Origin of the sequence: Maribacter sp. 4U21 (genome assembly GCF_002742365.1) — a bacterium.
Lineage (GTDB): Bacteria > Bacteroidota > Bacteroidia > Flavobacteriales > Flavobacteriaceae > Maribacter.
In genome coordinates this window covers 47076-64531 of record NZ_MDGN01000029.1, presented here as the reverse complement: position 1 = coordinate 64531, position 17456 = coordinate 47076, and the positions used below count along the sequence as shown (strand labels likewise).

At 40.4% G+C, this 17456-nt stretch carries 13 protein-coding genes; 4 read left to right on the top strand and 9 right to left on the bottom strand.

Annotated features, from left to right (window positions below; all coding sequences use genetic code 11):
* Positions 1–209: 209 nt before the first annotated feature.
* From metG to BFP77_RS05180, 3 genes are all read right to left on the bottom strand, one after another.
* Positions 210–2348: a methionine--tRNA ligase gene (gene metG, locus BFP77_RS05190; protein ID WP_099572991.1), complete on the bottom strand. Its 2139-nt coding sequence runs from the start codon at positions 2346–2348 to the stop codon at positions 210–212.
* 177 nt (positions 2349–2525) lie between these two features.
* A complete protein-coding gene (locus BFP77_RS05185) occupies positions 2526–4235 on the bottom strand; it encodes a DUF1501 domain-containing protein (RefSeq protein ID WP_099572990.1) in 1710 nt (569 codons plus the stop codon).
* Between the two features lie 11 nt (positions 4236–4246).
* A complete protein-coding gene (locus tag BFP77_RS05180; protein WP_099572989.1) occupies positions 4247–5740 on the bottom strand; it encodes a DUF1800 domain-containing protein in 1494 nt (497 codons plus the stop codon).
* 189 nt (positions 5741–5929) lie between these two features.
* Between BFP77_RS05180 and BFP77_RS05175 the strand changes: the two genes are divergently transcribed.
* On the top strand, positions 5930–6289 hold the full coding sequence (locus BFP77_RS05175) for a YraN family protein (RefSeq protein ID WP_099572988.1): 360 nt from the start codon (positions 5930–5932) through the stop codon (positions 6287–6289).
* A gap of 85 nt (positions 6290–6374) precedes the next feature.
* A complete protein-coding gene (locus BFP77_RS05170) occupies positions 6375–7034 on the top strand; it encodes an aspartate kinase (RefSeq protein WP_099572987.1) in 660 nt (219 codons plus the stop codon).
* Here the strand turns inward: BFP77_RS05170 and BFP77_RS05165 are convergent.
* A complete protein-coding gene (locus BFP77_RS05165; protein ID WP_099572986.1) occupies positions 7031–8350 on the bottom strand; it encodes a TlpA family protein disulfide reductase in 1320 nt (439 codons plus the stop codon). The two genes, BFP77_RS05170 and BFP77_RS05165, sit on opposite strands and share 4 nt — an antisense overlap.
* A gap of 133 nt (positions 8351–8483) precedes the next feature.
* Between BFP77_RS05165 and BFP77_RS05160 the strand changes: the two genes are divergently transcribed.
* Positions 8484–9326, top strand: a complete 843-nt coding sequence (locus BFP77_RS05160) for a zinc-ribbon domain-containing protein (RefSeq protein ID WP_099572985.1) — start codon at positions 8484–8486, stop codon at positions 9324–9326.
* Between the two features lie 8 nt (positions 9327–9334).
* Here BFP77_RS05160 and BFP77_RS05155 read toward each other — a convergent pair whose 3' ends face one another.
* The 3 genes from BFP77_RS05155 to mfd all read right to left on the bottom strand — a co-directional run bounded on the left by BFP77_RS05155 (position 9335) and on the right by mfd (position 14091).
* Positions 9335–9649, bottom strand: coding sequence for a hypothetical protein (locus tag BFP77_RS05155; RefSeq protein ID WP_099572984.1), 315 nt, complete (start codon positions 9647–9649; stop codon positions 9335–9337).
* A gap of 100 nt (positions 9650–9749) precedes the next feature.
* A complete protein-coding gene (locus BFP77_RS05150) occupies positions 9750–10565 on the bottom strand; it encodes a helix-turn-helix domain-containing protein (RefSeq protein WP_099572983.1) in 816 nt (271 codons plus the stop codon).
* 157 nt (positions 10566–10722) lie between these two features.
* Positions 10723–14091, bottom strand: a complete 3369-nt coding sequence (mfd, locus tag BFP77_RS05145) for a transcription-repair coupling factor (RefSeq protein WP_099572982.1) — start codon at positions 14089–14091, stop codon at positions 10723–10725.
* A gap of 395 nt (positions 14092–14486) precedes the next feature.
* Between mfd and BFP77_RS05140 the strand changes: the two genes are divergently transcribed.
* Positions 14487–15836 carry a dihydrolipoyl dehydrogenase family protein gene (locus tag BFP77_RS05140; RefSeq protein ID WP_099572981.1) on the top strand — a complete coding sequence of 450 codons (1350 nt, stop codon included), beginning with the start codon at positions 14487–14489 and terminating at the stop codon, positions 15834–15836.
* On the opposite strand, the gene BFP77_RS05135 is transcribed toward BFP77_RS05140, so the two are convergent.
* Together BFP77_RS05135 and pdeM are read right to left on the bottom strand one after the other, a co-directional pair.
* A complete protein-coding gene (locus BFP77_RS05135; RefSeq protein ID WP_099572980.1) occupies positions 15833–16630 on the bottom strand; it encodes a hypothetical protein in 798 nt (265 codons plus the stop codon). The two genes, BFP77_RS05140 and BFP77_RS05135, sit on opposite strands and share 4 nt — an antisense overlap.
* A 68-nt stretch (positions 16631–16698) precedes the next feature.
* The gene (gene pdeM, locus BFP77_RS05130; RefSeq protein ID WP_099572979.1) at positions 16699–17370 is read right to left on the bottom strand and encodes a ligase-associated DNA damage response endonuclease PdeM; all 672 of its coding nucleotides are present in this window, start codon (positions 17368–17370) and stop codon (positions 16699–16701) included.
* Positions 17371–17456: the final 86 nt, after the last annotated feature.

Below are 17456 nucleotides of genomic sequence, written 5' to 3'. Positions count from 1 at the left end.
AAATACTTCTCATGGTTCCGTATACGTTCCAAATTAAGGGGTTGTGGTCACAACATAATCTACAAGATACAAAATGATAAGTATAAGTATACATTCTTTAGACCAACACTTCTTTGGGAAGGATTATTGTATATCAAAAATTTGAATATCGTTCCCAGTCTTACTTAGAAGGGCATGGAGTCACTTGGTTTTAAAGCTAAATGATACCATTAATTTATCCCCTCACCATTACCAACACCTTTCTCATCTGGATTTACAAAGACCAATTTGCCCTCAGCATTTTCGGTCATCAGAATCATGCCTTCACTATCTACACCACGTAACGCACGTGGCGCTAGATTGACCAGTACAGCTACTTTTTTACCCATAACTTCTTCTGGCGTAAAACTTTCGGCAATGCCGGATACTATTGTCCTAGTATCTAAACCGGTATCTACCTTAAGAACCAGCAGTTTCTTGGCCTTGGCCATCTTTTCAGCTTCAACGATGGTGCCTACGCGCAGGTCTAGTTTTGTAAAATCATCGAATTGTATGGTATCTTTTTGTGGCATAAGTTCTTTGTTGGCATTGGAGATTGTACTGAGCGAAGTCGAAGTATTAATTTTTTTCGTGGCCTCTAATTTGTCTAGCTGAACTTGAATTTCTTGGTCTTCTATTTTTCTGAAAAGCAATTCGGCTTTGTTGATTTGGTGGGCTGGGGGTAAGAGGGTTTCTTTGGATGAAACTTCTGACCAATTGTGACTTCGGCCAGGCTCAGTCTCCAATTGAGTTTTGTGGTCGCTGAACGTAGTCGAAGCGATATTCAGCATTAATTTTAGTTTTGTAGAAGTAAACGGTAAAAAAGGTTCACTTAAAATGGCTAAACCTGTAGCAAGCTGTAGCGCTACGAACATGATGGTCTTTACTCTTTCCTCATCTTGCTTTATAACTTTCCAGGGTTCCTCGTCCGCTAAATACTTATTTCCCAAACGTGCTAAGTTCATTAATTCTTGCCCGGCTTCCCTAAAGCGATACCGTTCAAGAGAACTGGAAATTATTTCGGGATATTTGCGAAGCTGTTCTAGGGTTTCACTGTCAACTTTTGCAAAATTATCGGGAGTAGGCACTTCTCCACCGTAATATTTATGTGTAAGTACGGCCACACGGTTTATAAAGTTCCCGAATATGGCCACAAGTTCGTTATTGTTCCTAGCCTGGAAATCTTTCCAAGTAAAGTCATTATCCTTGGTTTCCGGGGCGTTTGCCGTTAAGGTGTACCGTAATACGTCTTGCATTTCCGGAAAATCAACCAAATATTCATGCAACCAAACTGCCCAATTTTTAGAGGTGGATAGTTTGTTGCCTTCCAGGTTCAAAAATTCATTGGCCGGAACATTATCTGGAAGAATATAATCACCATGCGCCTTTAAAATAGCAGGGAAAATAATACAGTGAAAAACAATATTGTCCTTGCCTATAAAATGTAGGAGTTTGGTATCCTTATCTTTCCAATAGGGTTCCCAATCTTTACCTTCTCGTTCAGCCCATTCCTTTGTAGAAGAAATATAGCCGATAGGAGCATCGAACCAAACGTATAATACTTTTCCTTCCCCACCTTTTACCGGTACGGGAATTCCCCAATCCAAATCGCGTGTTACCGCTCTAGGTTCGAGTCCGCCGTCTATCCATGATTTACATTGACCATAAACATTAGGTTTCCAATCGTTCTTGTGACCTTCTAAAATCCATTTTCGCAGGAAATCTTCGTGCTTATCCAGGGGTAAGAACCAATGCGTTGTTTCTTTGGTTGTGGGAACGGTGCCGGTTATAGTAGATTTAGGATTGATTAAATCCGTAGCGTTCAAGGTAGACCCGCAATTTTCACACTGGTCTCCATAGGCCTCTTCATTTCCACATCTGGGACAGGTACCCGCTACAAAGCGATCGGCCAAAAACTGTTTTGCTTCGCCATCATATAATTGTGCGGTTTTCTCCTCGATAAAATCTCCTTGTTCATAGAGCTTTTTAAAAAAATCGGAAGCAGTTTTATGATGTATGGGTGCCGAGGTCCTTGAATAGTTATCAAAGGTGATTCCAAAATCCGCAAAAGATTTTTTAATAATGGCATGGTATTTATCTACTACCTCCTTTGGCGATATACCTTCTTTTTTTGCTTTCATAGAAATGGCCACACCGTGCTCATCACTACCGGAAATAAAGACAACATCTTTCCCCGTAATACGTAAATAACGGGCGTAAATATCCGCTGGAACATAAACGCCGGCTAAGTGCCCTATATGTATGGGTCCGTTGGTATACGGTAGGGCTGCGGTAATAGTATATCTCTTGGGTGACTCTATCGTGGACATCTCATTTTATTAAGCCACAAAAATACTGAAATTGTTGTAAGAACTTGTATGATATACTTCATCAATAAAGGTGTTCTTTTTTTAGGAAAATAGAATGAACTGTGACGGGTAAAAAAGAAAAACCTTCGGTTTGTAAAAAATACTACCGAAGGTCAAGTTGCATAGTGGGGAAACAGATTAAGCGACCATAACTGATTTACTCATCTTTTGATTCTGTACACTTATACGATAAATGTACTTACCAGTTGATAGTTGCTTGGGCATGCGCTCTCGTATGTTAATTTCTGTGGAGCCCTCTAACATCATCTCGTTAAAGACAGTTCCTACGTGTTGTCCAAGAATATTGTATAATTGGATATCTACCTGTGCGGTAAATGGCATTTCTAAATAAATGTGCGGTGCACCTTCAGAAGGATAAAAAGGTTTGTGTACAATAGCAGTTGCTATTTCTTCACTACCTACTTCAGGCTCTTCTGCTGGTGGAGTAGGAGGGGTCACCGGGTCATCGTTATACACAATATCCGGAAAATCTACACCGCTACAGTTAAAGCCAAGGTTTACCGGGGCATAGGTGTGGTTCAATAAATGTTGTTCTACCAAGGGGATATCCACACAGAGCCATTCTGCCAGAACAGTCGCATACAAATCTCTAAAGTCCATGGTATATTCCAAGTTTCCTCTACCGTCCGGGTCTTCTAGAGTAGGATGGTCACCCACAAAAGCACTTCCATTAAGTCCTGAACCAAAAAATAAGGTTGGTGCGGCCTTTCCGTGATCAGTACCGTTAGAGCCGTTTTCAAAAATTCTACGCCCAAATTCGGAGAATGTCATACTTAGCACTTTATCATCTTGTTGTGTACAGGCTAAATCTTCATAGAAACTGTTGATAGCTATGGATAGGTTAGACATTAATCGTTCATGGGCCAAGGGTTGGTTACCATGGGTATCAAAACCACCCATAGAAATCATATACACCTTTGTGCCTAAATTACCTTTAATCAATTTTGAAATAACCGATAATTGTCTAGCAAAACTGTTGTCCTGATACTCTACGCCGCAACCAAGTGCTTCACCTCTCTCGTAGGCTTCATGGATTAAACCGGAATACTCGTACGTGGTATTGGCAACACCTCTTAAAAACTTAAGCTGGTCCCCATACATACAATCGTTGAACAAGGAATCGTCCAGTCCATATACCACACCGGATTCGGCAATCTCCTCTAATTGGTTAATATTCGAGGTTACGAACGCATAGTTGGTCTCTTCTCCTTGAAAAACCAAGCTACCGAACTGCCCTATTTGTATGGCTGCTGGTGCTGCTGGTGGATTTACTAGATAATCGGGATAAATATTTTCAAAATGCCTACCCATCCAGCCGGTGTTCAATCCGCTGAAACCTGTCGTGGCCAAATCCGTATTGGCAAAAATGTCTGAGCCTGTAAAGTGGGAAAGACTCTGACCTTCATAACCAACCCCGTGAACGGCCTTAAATTGGCCTTCGCCCCACATGGGTTCCAAAGCACTCATGTAAGAGGGTACCCCAAATTCATCGGTAAGTTTTAAAACTTTACTTTCTGGAATATAAATATTGGGTCTTGCATTGGCATAAGCATCGTACTGTTCTATGGGAATAACCGTACTTAGCCCATCGTTTCCTCCGGAAAGACGAATTAGGATTAAAATATTATCTGTTTCCGCTGCCGCGATGCCTGCAGATAGGGCAGATGGCGCAGAAGCCGTAAGGATATTGGCACCGAGCATCATGGAACCGGAACCGGCTATGCCCAATGCTTGTAAAAAGGAACGTCTGCTCCAATATTGGTGTTCGTGATCATGGCCATCGTGTTCTAAGCCTTTATGGGGAGAATTATGATTTATACCGCACATAGTAGTAGGTGTTATTTTAATTGAAACTCAGGTTGTCTTGCTAAATATTGCAATAATAGATAGACTTGGAATGGAGCCGCAGGCCAAGTGGCCAATGTCCATGATTCTTGATTGCCGCCTTCATAGTAAACGTCTTCTACATCACTTCTGAAAATGGCATAGGCTTTTTGATACTCACCCTCGTCCAAAAGACCTTTGGGTAGCATAAAATCTATGATAAGCCTAGATACTTCATCTGGATTGTTGCTGGTTAACCCAACATTGCCGGAAATGGCTAATCCTAATGACCTGAATTGTTCGTTATCAGCTTGATAAAAAGCCTCAAGTATACTTTCAATAGTTAACCAACGGCCAATAATGAAATTGGTGTTGATCCAGGACCGGTCTCTTTGCCAACCGGCAACATCTACCGGATCAAATAATTCTTGGCTTAGTAACCTACTATAGTTTGCCATTTCAAGAACGGTGGCATCCGTATAGGCAAAGCTTGTTTCCTTTAAGGTATTGAAATAAAAATCGAACGGACTTTTAATGATCACACCGATGGCCTCATCATCAAAAAAGTGCTCGCTTATAAAAAGTTGTCTTAGTACAGGAGCTATTTCAAAGTCGTTGGCAAGAAATGTTGCCGCCATACCATCTATAATGGTCTGTGCATTATTAGCTTCGTCCTTGGAATCTGGATGTACAAAGAATTCATAAAGTTTTCTGCATACGAACTCTGCTATTTCATTGGGTCTTTGCTGAAAAAGGATATTTATAACATCGTCATAACCCCAATTTCCGGTCTGCCCTAAAATCGTTTTAGGACCGGCATCGTGGCGGTCCGCTCTGAAGGTAACCTGAGTACAACCTACTTCTCCCCGCTCAACATAACCGGTCAAAGCTTTTGCTGTTTCTATAACGTCTTCTTCCGTGTAACCATTACCTTCACCTAAAGTGAAAAGCTCATAAAGTTCACGGGCATAGTTTTCATTGGGGTTGTTGCCATTATTGAAAACACCATCTAAATAGTAAAGCATGGCGCTCGTGAGCCCAATTTCACTGGTAAAGGTTCTAAAATTACCGATTGCGTTTCGTTGTAGACAATTTACATAGTAATACAAGAAAGAGTTACAATTGTAGACATCCAGTTCTGTGACAAAATGATTACTCCAAAAAAAACTTAAGCGATCTCTTAGATTATTGTTCAGCAGACCATTGGCGTAGTCTAATCCAAATTCTGTTCGTTGTTGGTTGCGTAGTTGCCTTCGGACATCATCGTCTTCAGGATAGTTTGCATTCGTCCAGTCTGCCCAAGCAGGGGCGGGTAAGGGAGCCATATTTAATGCTTCGTCCACCAAAGCGTCAACAAGCGTACCTGCATTTTGGCCAACGGCTTGGTTTATGGTATCCACGGATGCACTGAATCCTAACCTTCTATACAAATGCGATGCTCTTAGTTGGTCTAAGGGAGCGTTGTAGGCTGCAAGAGTAGAAGTATTACAATTAATGAAATATTCCATAGTCTTATTGAAAAGCGTTAGTAAATTACGTTCATAGAGTTGGGGCTTCTATTCAACGTAACGAAATTTGGGATAGTATACGAATCCTAGTATTTTCGTTAACTGACACCCTAAAAGTAAGCGCTAGATTTAAAAAATACGCTCAAGAGTCTATATTTTCGATGAACTACACAATTTTGATGCAATTTTATGGGAAAACATAATGAGTTTGGAAAAGAAGGGGAAAAGATTGCCGTTGATTATCTCAAAAAAAAGGGATATCAAATTTACTATAAGAACTATAGATGCCTTAAGGCCGAGATAGATATCATTGCTCGTAAAGGTGATATTTTGGCCATTGTTGAGGTACGATCTCGTAGCTCGGATTTTATTGAGAATATTGCGGATACCGTGACCCCGAAAAAGATAAAATTATTGGTCATGGCTGCAGACCACTATGTTACCGAAACAGATTTGGATGTGGAGGTCAGATTTGATATAATCACTATTCTGAAGAACAGGAAGCAATTTGAATTGGAGCACCTAGAATCAGCATTCTATCATTTTTGAACACCTACCGAAGTACTAGAATAGATTTAAAAACATTTTGTTTTATTTGTAACAAGTTGTTATATTTGTCCACAATCTAACTATTATGAAAACAATATCATCTGTCGTAGAACAGTATATTAAGAAAAAACCATTTCTTCAAAGTGCTCTGGCACAGGGTATTATAAATCTTACCTCATTATCCCGTATCGTTAAGCCGGAAATTGAAGAGGAACTTGGAAAAGACATTCGTAACGGCGCTATCGTAATGGCTTTAAAGCGGCTGTCTGATGATTTAGAATTCCGCGCTACCCATAAGATTCTAAAGGTACTTAAGAATATAGGCGAGATTACGGTGCGATCTTCTTTAACGGATTATACCTTTCTGGCCTCGGACAATATTTTGGTGCAACAGGCAAAACTTTTAGAGGAGATCAACAACAATCAAGATGTATTCTACACCTCTTCAAGAGGAGTAAATGAAATCAATATTGTCATCAGTAACATTATGGACAATACCGTTGAGGAATTGTTCCAAGAAGAAAAATGTACGCAAAAGGCAGAAGATCTTTCTTCTATTACGGTAAAGCTACCGGCCGAAAATGTGTCCGTGCCAGGAATCTATTATTTTATTTTTCAGCGGTTGGCTTGGGAGGGAATTGTCCTGTACGAAGTTATTTCTACGACCAATGAGTTTACCATATTGGTAAACGATGAGCAGGTAGATATCGCTTTTAAAACCATAAAAGATTTAAAGGGACTCTAATCTTTTAGAAATGCTACAACTTCCTTATCCGTCTGGGGTTTTGAAATAAATCGTTTTCCCTTATCCAGAATAAAATAGGTTGGTGTTTGTTGTATAGCGAACAGTTGCGCGTATTCGCTTTGCCATTTATCCAAGGCAATGGCATGGTGAAAATTGGGCAGCTTGGCACTTTCCATGTTCCAGTTCGCTTCATCATCTTCCAGTCCTACTGCAATTACCTCAATATTCTCGTAAGTTGCTAATTCTTTATGCAATGCGGGTACTTCCTTTAAACAATGGGAACAGGTGCTACTCCAAAATACCAATACGTAATGCTCCGCTCCGTTTAGGCTAGAAAGTGATTTGGTAGTACCATTTTCCTTCCATGTGATGTCAGGAGACGGTGCTCCTATACTAAGCCGCGTCTGTACCGTTATCTCGTCTATTAACTGCTGTTGACCGTTTTCTATAGCTAGGGCCTTCAAGTGGTTGTCGTAGATGACCTCCGCAATAGTATTGAGACTGTTTTCTCTTGCTGTTTCCCATAGACCATGAAAAATAGCTACCTGAAAATTACCCGGGGTAGTTTCTAGCTTAGCTGCTATAATCCTAATATTTTCTTGTATGGCTTTTTCAATTTCAGTTTGTGAGGTTTGTTCCAGAGGTATGGCGGAAAAAACATAGTTCGTTATTTTGTCCTTTAAAAATCCCGATGCCTGTAACATGTTGTCTTCTACATTGATATGCTCAAAATATCGTTTCTTCTTCTGATTAAAATAGGATGTGACCGGTTCATAACTTTTTGGAATATAAGGTTTATTGGCCATGATAAAGGAGCGGACCAGTAAACCTTCACTTCGCGTTTCAAAGCCTTGTTGGGTATTTTTTAATTCTTTAAGAATAGCTTCAAATTCCTTTTCCGATGTTTTTCCCGACTGATAATACGCGACGAGCTTACTTTCTAAGGCACCAATAGTTGAGAAATAGGAATCGAACGTTATATTTTCTTTTGAAATTGTAAAAGACACCCCTTCTTCAAAATCAAAATTGAAACTGATTTCTTCCGCACCATTATAGATAACATCAATGTAAAATTCATCTTGCGGAATAGCATAGACCAATCTGTACATGCCTTTGACGGCATTCGCAGGCAAGTCCAATTTAAAATAACCGTCATTGACTGCCGTATCCGCAACATATCGCTGACTACCTGGTGTAAGCTCATAGGCAATGAGCCATTTAAAATCTTTAGCGGGTGTAAAATTCCCCGAGATGGACTGTTGTGCCTGTAGACCGAACGTTAAAAGAACAATGAATAAACTAGTATAAAACTTCATAGTAGTAAAAAGACAATAATCAGACCAAATTTAAGACTTCTATTCGTGTATTTGTAAAATCCCTGAAAATGGGGAGTACAACAGTAAAGGAATAGGCTACTTTTGGGTTTATTAATCCATTTAGACCTAGCCAATGATTTTCTTTTTTGGAACCCGTGCTTCAAAAATAAAAGAGCGACAACTAAAGGGAACTACCTGTCCTTATTGTCAATCCCGAGATTCTTTTATAGTAAGCTCCTTCAGTAAATACTTTCACTTTTTTTGGATTCCGATTATCCCGTTGTTCAAGACCCACATTGCGGAATGCTCCCATTGTAAAAAGAGCTACGGTATAGGGCAATTCACTAAGGAAATGCAACGCAGTCTTGAAAATGAAAACCGACTCAACCCTGCAAAAAGACCCCTGTGGCAAGGTCTTGGGTGTTTGGTCCTGATAGTATTTTTTGGCGTTATGATGACTATTTCATTCTATGGAGTTTACATGCGCTCTAAGAACCCAGAGAAATATAAAGTGGAAATTGACCCAAGGTCGGAACTCTTAAATGCGGATATGGATAAACTTTCAAAATTGGTTACCACAGAAACGGATAGTTTAACCTTCGCTTTAAAACAATGCGTAACCCATCATATTGTTGGCGGATTGAATACTGAAAATATTGAATACTTTACAAAGCGAAACGATAGTAGCATATTGGTTCTTTTACGTATAGAGGAAATAAAGAAAATAAAGCCAGAGTTTAGAAAAGATATTATAGCTGTGGTAAACGATTGCCTATTTCAGATGGATAGTATCACTAGGACAAACGAGATATATATTGGGGTTGAGGGACGATGGAATACAGTCTTGGTACAAACCCCTACAGATGCTGATTTAGGAGGTAGGTTTGCGGATAAAAATAAACTGCTGCCTTTTTACGGAACCAAAGCCATAAGTCCCGCATTAAAGGCTGTGCAAGATAGTATTAGTGTACCTTAAGAAAGCGGTTAAACTTCCAACGCGGTATACAGACTGTTTAAAAGTTCTGTTTCCTTTTCATGAACAAATCCGTCCGCCTTTGCGATGTCCTCTAGAATTCTAGTCAAAGCAATCTTCTTTTCTTGCGTCATTTCTTGTAAAATGGCTACGCTCTGTTGCTTTTCAATATTTTGGGCAAACTGAATGTGATTGCTATCAAAATCAATGACGTTCATGAGCTTACTTACTTCATTGATTTCGCCCTTATGCACTACGCCATCTGCATACACCATTGAATAAATCATCTTTACGATGGCTAATTTTTCAGCTAAATTAAACTCCATGGTTTTGGTCGGTATTTTTAATTAACGGCCTTGAAGATAGGGAATATTGTTAAATCGATATTCTTCAAGATCGCTGACCGTGTAAAAAGGACGTGCTGCCTCAAACACTGTGCACCTTTATAGCTTGCCTAATTTTAAGAAGTACGATGACTTCTACAATAACGGTAGGGAATTGTAATACCAATCCTAATAAGGATAGGACTACCAAAAGGAAACAGACCGCGGTAATTATTTCTAAGCCTCCGGCTACATAACCTAATGTGCCTAATTTCTTGGCGGATTTAAGGATTGAAATACCGAAAAGCACTCCCAAGGTCCCTAATATGATGGATTCCGCTATAAGGATTCCTTCAATAGGAAAAGTGCTTTCAAAAAAGAGAGATGTAATATCATAAGCATAAAACAGGAAAAGGACCACAATAAGTAGCACCGCAGCTATTTTCATCAAATAATTTCTCAAGAGTTTTCCTACGATAAGGAAGCCATAAATAAGAACGGCATAGCCTATATAAGAAATGATTTTGATAATAATATGACCGGCCAATCCAAAAACGAGCTCGCCATCACCAAAACGATAGTAATCGGCAAAACCTTCGAACGGACCAATAAGGAGGTAAAGGATACCAAAAATACTGGCTACGATCAGCAAGGTGCCGATAGATTTAGCTTCGCCCTCCGAGTTAACGACGATATCGGTACCGGTAGTTTCCTCCGTAGAGGAATAGAGCTCCTCATAATCATGGTCCAACGCGGACAGTATGGTTTTGATTGTATAGCTCCTAGGGGATACTTCCCCATTTTCTATGCGCTGCAGGGTGCGTACGTTAATATTACAGCGTTCTACCAATTCTTCTTGGGTGAGTCCCTTTTGCTTGCGTAGCTCAACAATTTTAGAACCTAATGCTGGTTGTTTCATCTGTTTAGATTTTAAGTGTTCAGCAATGTTACAATCAAGATAAAACCAAACCTAAGAACTTCCCAAAATTTGACCCGACATTAGCACGGCATTACTTAATAAAGGAGACTAAAGGAGTTTTGTAGATTATTAATTTAAGATGAAGCGCTCTGAATTCTTACGTTTTATTTTTATCAATCTTAAAAGGCTCTAACGCTAAAAAGGCCCGGTCTATACTTCTGATACCGTCAAAGACCAACAACAAGCGCAATCCGTTACGTGTTTTTTTCTCTTTTATCTTACAAAGATGTGCGTGACTTTGAACATATTGTAATACCCTGGTAAAGGTGGCAGTTTGGTAGAAATCCGATTGCTGGTCCGCAATGAAGTATCCGATTAATTTGCCCTGCTTCATTACTATTTTTTCAATACCCATGCTATTGGCGATCCATTTGATACGAACCGAATTCAATAAGTCTTCTGCCTGTGGGGGTAATTCCCCGAACCGGTCTACCAATTGTGCTTCAAACTTCTTTAAGGAGTCTTCATCCTTAATCTGGTTCAGTTCGGTATATAGGTTTAGCCGCTCGGTAATATTGTTAATGTAATCGTCCGGGAATAAGAGTTCAAAATCGGCATCTATCTGGGTTTCTTTAATAAAGACTTTGTTCGTTTTACCTTCTACCTCTTCATAAAGGTCTTTAAACTCATTCTCCTTAAGTTCGTCTATAGCTTCGGCCAAGATTTTCTGATAGGTTTCAAAACCAATTTCGTTAATAAACCCGCTTTGTTCGCCACCCAATAAATCCCCGGCACCACGGATTTCTAAATCTTTCATGGCGATGTTAAACCCGCTTCCCAGTTCGGTAAACTGTTCCAGGGCCTCAATACGTTTGCGGGCATCACTGGTCATGGATTCGTATGGTGGGGTAATGAAATAACAGAATGCCTTTTTATTGCTGCGACCTACACGTCCACGCATTTGGTGAAGATCGCTGAGGCCAAAATTATTGGCGTTGTTTATGAATATGGTATTGGCGTTGGTAACGTCTAGCCCACTTTCCACAATCGTCGTAGAAACCAGAACATCAAAAGCACCATTGATAAAACTTAACATCAATTGTTCTAGTTTTTTGCCTTCCATTTGGCCGTGGCCAATACCCACTTTGGCATCTGGCACCAAACGTTGTATCATACCCGCAACTTCCTTTATGTTTTCAATACGGTTATGGATAAAGAATACCTGCCCGCCACGTTGTATTTCATAGGTAATGGCATCGCGTATGGTTTCCTCGTTAAAACGGATTACCGCACTTTCAATGGGGTAGCGATTGGGTGGAGGGGTAGTGATTACGGACAAATCCCGAGCCGCCATTAAACTGAACTGAAGGGTTCTTGGGATAGGTGTAGCCGTTAAGGTAAGTACGTCTACATTTTCCTTGATCGATTTTAATTTATCCTTGACCGCCACACCGAATTTTTGTTCTTCATCTACAATTAACAAACCTAAATCCTTGAACTTTACGTTCTTGTTCACCAATTGATGTGTGCCAATGATAATATCTACCTTGCCCGCTTCCAGTTTTTCCAAGGTTTCCCTGCGTTCTTTGGCCGTTCTGAACCGATTAAGATAATCTACCGTAACGGGCATTTCCTTTAAACGCTCACTAAACGTACGGCTATGCTGAAAGGCTAATATGGTAGTCGGCACTAAGACAGCAACTTGTTTCCCATTATCCACGGCCTTAAATGCCGCTCGTATCGCGACTTCAGTTTTGCCAAAACCTACATCTCCACAGATGAGACGGTCCATGGGGCGTTCGCTTTCCATGTCTTTCTTTATGTCTGCGGTCGCCGTACTTTGGTCGGGCGTATCCTCGTAGATAAAGGAGGCCTCAAGTTCGTTTTGAAGATAACTGTCCGGGTCGTATTGAAATCCTTTTTCCAAACGTCTTTTCGCATAGAGTTTTATCAGGTTGAAGGCAATTTTCTTGACACGGGATTTTGTCTTGTCCTTTACCTTTTTCCAAGCTCCGGAACCAAGTTTGTATATTTTTGGTGGGGCGCCGTCCTTCCCATTGAACTTGGATATTTTATGAAGGGAATGAATACTAACGTAAAGAATATCTCGTTCTCCATAGGCCAGTTTTATGGCTTCCTGCTTTTTCCCTTCGACATCTATTTTTTGTAATCCGCCGAATTTGCCAATACCATGGTCAATATGGGTTACATAGTCTCCAATTTCTAATTTATTGAGTTCTTTGAGGGTGATGGCCTGCTTTTTGGCGTAGCCATTTTTAAGGTGAAACTTATGATAGCGTTCAAAGATTTGATGGTCCGTGTAGCAGACAATCTTTAAATCATCGGATATGAAGCCCTGATGTAGCGGAAAAACGATAGTCTTGTAGTATACGATTCTACCGACCTCTTCGAAAATGTCATGAAACCGCTTGGCCTGCTGTTCTGACGCACAGAAAATATAATTGGTAAAACCTTTGGAATGATTATCGTTCAGGTTTTCAATCAGCAAATTAAATTTCTTATTGAACGAGGGCTGGGGTTTGGTATGGGAAACGATGTTCTCTTGCGTAGCAGGGAGCACCGCCCCACCGGATGTAATCAACATGAAATTTGCTAACTGCGCTTTAAATTCCGTCGCATTCAAGAAAAGTTCTTCCGGTTCGGCATGTTTTATGTCTTTCGAGAGCTCTTTAAAAGCTGCTATGGCCTTTTCAAAGAAATCATCCAAGCGACCAAAAAGAAGGTCGGTATTCTTGGAAAAAACAATAGTTTTAGAGGATATGTAATTTAAAAAACTCTCTCTTCGCTCTTCTAAAAATTTATTGGCTACGTTGGGTATAATGGTGATTTTGGTCACTTTTTCCGTAGAAAGTTGGGTCTCTACATCAAAAGTTCTAATGCTGTCCACTTCATCACCAAAAAACTCTATACGATAGGGCTCGTCGTGGGAAAAGGAAAATACATCTACAATACCACCACGCACGGAAAATTCACCAGGCTCCGTCACAAAATCCACCCGCTTGAATTTATACTCAAAAAGGACTTCGTTCAAGAAATCCAAAGAAAGTGTATCCGCTAGTTTTATCTTTAAAGTGTTCTTATCCAGTTCCTTTCTGGTGACCACTTTTTCAAAAAGTGCATCTGGATAGGTAACGATTACTGATGGTTTCTTTCTGGAATTGATACGGTTCAAGACCTCTGCCCTTAAAAGTACGTTGGCGTTATCCGTTTCCTCTATCTGATAAGGTCTGCGGTAACTTCCTGGATAAAAAAGTACATCTTTCTCACCGATAAGTTTTTCCAGATCATTGAGAAAATACGCCGCTTCTTCTTTATCGTTGAAAACCAAAAGGAAGGGCGCATCGCTTTGCAAAAAAGCATCGGCCAAAACAAAGGAGAGCGATGAACCCGTAAGGCCTTTTAAATGAATGGAACTTGGTGACGAAACGGAATTGGCAATAGCATCCCTCAGTTTTCCGGCGGTGGAAGACTGTGAAAACAGTTGTTGAATAGAGGAGTGCGTCAACCGTTACATTTTGTGAACTGCAAATATAAACATCCGGAGTCAATGTATTGCGTTCATTTTTATCGAATATGAGCAATAAAATAGCGCCAATAAAACGGAACTTGTAACGCAGGTTACGGGTTACAAAAATGGGAGTGAAGAATGAAATAGGAAAAGACCTGAGTAATGCATTTTACTGGATAATCAAGATTTGTAATGTCGGGGTATTTGCATCCAAATCAATATTGATTTACCTTCCAGTGCCTAGCGGCTCAGTGCGAGGACATGGACTGGTTTAGTATTTTTCGGGTATGTAGAACTTGTTGCCTACCAGTCATGAGCTCGATATCTAATCAACGGTAGCAATAGTGCGGTATTGACAGTAAATGAAGATTTCATAAAAACAACTTGTTAAGATGGAAGAAAAGGAATTCGATGTTTTTGTAATTGGAAGCGGTATAGCGGGCCAGACCGTTGCGGAAACTTGCGCAAAAGCGGGCAAGAAGGTCGCTATAGTGGATAATAGAGAGTTTGGAGGCACTTGTGCCAATAGGGGGTGCGACCCAAAAAAGGTCTTGATGTCATTGACCGAAATTTTGGAGAACGCCCATAATCTTAAAAAGAAGGATATCTTAAAATCCCCCAAATTCAATTGGAAAAAGCTACAGAAGTTTAAAAAGAAATTTACGACCAAGGTGCCCGAAAGCACAGAGAAGAAATTAAAAAATTTGGGAATAACCCTGTACCATCAATCTCCAAAATTTTTGGATGAGCGCACGGTGCTGGTCGAAGGTAAAAAGATTACCGCAAAACACTACATTATCGCAACCGGATACGAACCTCGGAAATTTAACTTTGATGGGCATAAGCATTTAAAAAGTAGTGACGAATTTTTAAATTTAAAGGCACTGCCCAAACACATTACTTTTATGGGGGCGGGCTATGTAGGAATGGAACTTGCCCATATTGCGGCACGGGCAGGAGTCAAAGTAACCGTCATCGATTCTGGTGAGCGACCTTTAAGCGCATTTGATAAGGATTTGGTGAAAGAGCTCACCCACTATTCCAAGAAATTGGGAATCGACTATATTTTTAAGGCTAAAATTACTTCGTTACAAAAGCTAAGGAAATATTATAAGATTACCTATATCAAAGGAGGTAAAAAACAAACGTTTAAATCCCGAATGGTATTCAATACCGCTGGTAGGGTTCCCGCTATTGCTCAGCTAAATTTGAAGAAGGCCAATGTATTATTCAGCGATGCCGGTATCGAAACCAATGCGTTTTTGCAGAGTAAGAGCAACACCGCTGTGTATGCTTGTGGCGATGTTTCCGCCAATGGATTGCCCCTTACCCCCTTATCGGGGCTAGAAGGTCATATTGCAGCCAAGAACATTTTAGAGGGCAACCAGAAAAAACTGTCGTATCCAGTGATACCCTCGGTGGTTTTTACGCTCCCCAACCTCGCATCGGTAGGCTATTCGGAAGAAGAGGCCCAAGCGCGCTTTAAAAATATAATAATCAAACAAGGTGTTGTCAATGCTTGGTTCAATGCCAAAAGAATCAACGCGCCTGTTTACAGTTATAAAATTCTACTGAACGAAAGAACCGACGAAATTGTAGGCGCCCACCTTTTGGGTCCCGAAGCAGCCGAAACCATCAATATTTTTACCATGGCCATAAATGCGAAGATGACGGCGAGAGATTTGAGGACCACTATTTTTACCTATCCCTCCTGGGTGAACGATGTTAAAAGTATGGTTTAGGTATTGGATGTTCTTTCCATTAATTTTTTAAAAAAATTGGTTTTTCTATTCTGGTATCCATGAACGAGGATGGCAATAAAAAGCACGATGCTTCCCATCAAAGCACTAAGAGCAATATTTTCTTGAGTCTCTTGGTGCCTCACATAAATGGCCAGTAGCGCCCAAACGCCTACCAATGCAAATTCCCGCATGTTCCGTTTTACAATCATTAGCAGATTTAGGATTACCGCTACTACAATCAGAATTATGGTCCAACTTACCTCCGATAGCGGATTCCCGTTCCAACCCAGTTTACTGAAATAGGCGGAAAAATTGGCGATGGTTGCGACGGTAATCCACCCGCTATAGATGCAAATGGGCCACCAAACAAAAGCAATAATGGAAACAGGGGCATCCCATCGTTCCATGTTGGTTCGCAGCACTACTTGCAACAGTGAAAATAAAATTCCCAACATAATAAGAACGGACACGGAAGTATAATCGTAGACAAATGCTATTACCCAAGACGCGTTCAATACATTGGCAAAACAGAACCAGTAACCGGTCTGTCCAATAAACACACTCTTCTTATCACTAATAAAAGCTCGGCGTAACTGAAAAATACCATAGGCGAGTAGACTTAAAAAGATGATGCCCCAGATGGAAAAGGCATAGGAGGCCGGGGTAAACAGATTATCATAGGTAGCACTTATTTCGCCAATGGTGGTATTGTTCAACCGTAATGCCTGGGAGAGATAGTTAACGGCGATCACAAGTATGACGGAGGCCAGATTAAGAATGGCGTATTTTTTCATGCGGTATGGGTTTCTGTAAAAATAACGATTAGACCTGTACGGGTCGTATCTATTATTAACCCAAATGGTTACCTAGCGGAACGCCTTCTTTTTTTAACTTCCTTAATAGGAACTTTCAACACGGAATCGCCCAAAAGGGCGTAGGCCTCACAGTCATCTGTTGGTTGCATCGTAAAGGTTCCCGTAAATTCCCCGAAGGCAGGCAGGATCATTTGATTTTTCGTTTTAAAGAAACAGGGGAGTCTTACGGATTGCCGGCCTAGTCCTGTAAGTTTTATGGCAGGATGTATGTGCCCTGCAAAATTAAACCATCCCTCACGTTCTGCCGGGTGATGCGTAAGTAAGAACCCTTGTAGGTCTAGTTCCGATACCACTGCAATCCCCAAATCTTCATATCTCAAAGGTGATATAATATCATGATTTCCAGATACCAATACCAACTTAGCTGTAATTTTCGCACTCCATTCCTCAAATAACGCCCATTCTTTGTTGAGCGAAGAATGAAATAAATCGCCCATAAAAACAATCGTCCTTGGTTTAAAAAAAGCAACGCTTTCATTTAGAACATCAAAATTCTTCTGAACGGCTTGTTGCGGTACCGCCGCCCCGAATTTCCTAAAGTGCGAGACTTTCCCCAAATGCACATCGCTAATTAACAACATGGATTGCTCCTCCCAAAACAACACGCCAGAGGCATGCATTGCAAAGTTGTGTCCATTAATCTGGATGGGATAGGTCATTTATTTTTTTTAACCAATACTGTCTAACTGTAGTTTTTCTAAAAACAGCCTAATGGGTTTGTAAAAGTATAATAAACATCAATACT

Excerpts from the sequence above, each read along its gene's own strand:
- BFP77_RS05170 (WP_099572987.1), top strand. The coding sequence starts at position 6,375 with ATGAAAACAATATCATCTGTCGTAGAACAGTATATTAAGAAAAAACCA.
- BFP77_RS05140 (WP_099572981.1), top strand. The coding sequence starts at position 14,487 with ATGGAAGAAAAGGAATTCGATGTTTTTGTAATTGGAAGCGGTATAGCG.
- BFP77_RS05175 (WP_099572988.1), top strand. The coding sequence starts at position 5,930 with ATGGGAAAACATAATGAGTTTGGAAAAGAAGGGGAAAAGATTGCCGTT.
- BFP77_RS05160 (WP_099572985.1), top strand. The coding sequence starts at position 8,484 with ATGATTTTCTTTTTTGGAACCCGTGCTTCAAAAATAAAAGAGCGACAA.
- pdeM (WP_099572979.1), bottom strand. The coding sequence starts at position 17,370 with ATGACCTATCCCATCCAGATTAATGGACACAACTTTGCAATGCATGCC.
- BFP77_RS05150 (WP_099572983.1), bottom strand. The coding sequence starts at position 10,565 with ATGAAACAACCAGCATTAGGTTCTAAAATTGTTGAGCTACGCAAGCAA.
- BFP77_RS05185 (WP_099572990.1), bottom strand. The coding sequence starts at position 4,235 with ATGTGCGGTATAAATCATAATTCTCCCCATAAAGGCTTAGAACACGAT.
- metG (WP_099572991.1), bottom strand. The coding sequence starts at position 2,348 with ATGTCCACGATAGAGTCACCCAAGAGATATACTATTACCGCAGCCCTA.
- BFP77_RS05165 (WP_099572986.1), bottom strand. The coding sequence starts at position 8,350 with ATGAAGTTTTATACTAGTTTATTCATTGTTCTTTTAACGTTCGGTCTA.
- BFP77_RS05155 (WP_099572984.1), bottom strand. The coding sequence starts at position 9,649 with ATGGAGTTTAATTTAGCTGAAAAATTAGCCATCGTAAAGATGATTTAT.
- BFP77_RS05180 (WP_099572989.1), bottom strand. The coding sequence starts at position 5,740 with ATGGAATATTTCATTAATTGTAATACTTCTACTCTTGCAGCCTACAAC.
- BFP77_RS05135 (WP_099572980.1), bottom strand. The coding sequence starts at position 16,630 with ATGAAAAAATACGCCATTCTTAATCTGGCCTCCGTCATACTTGTGATC.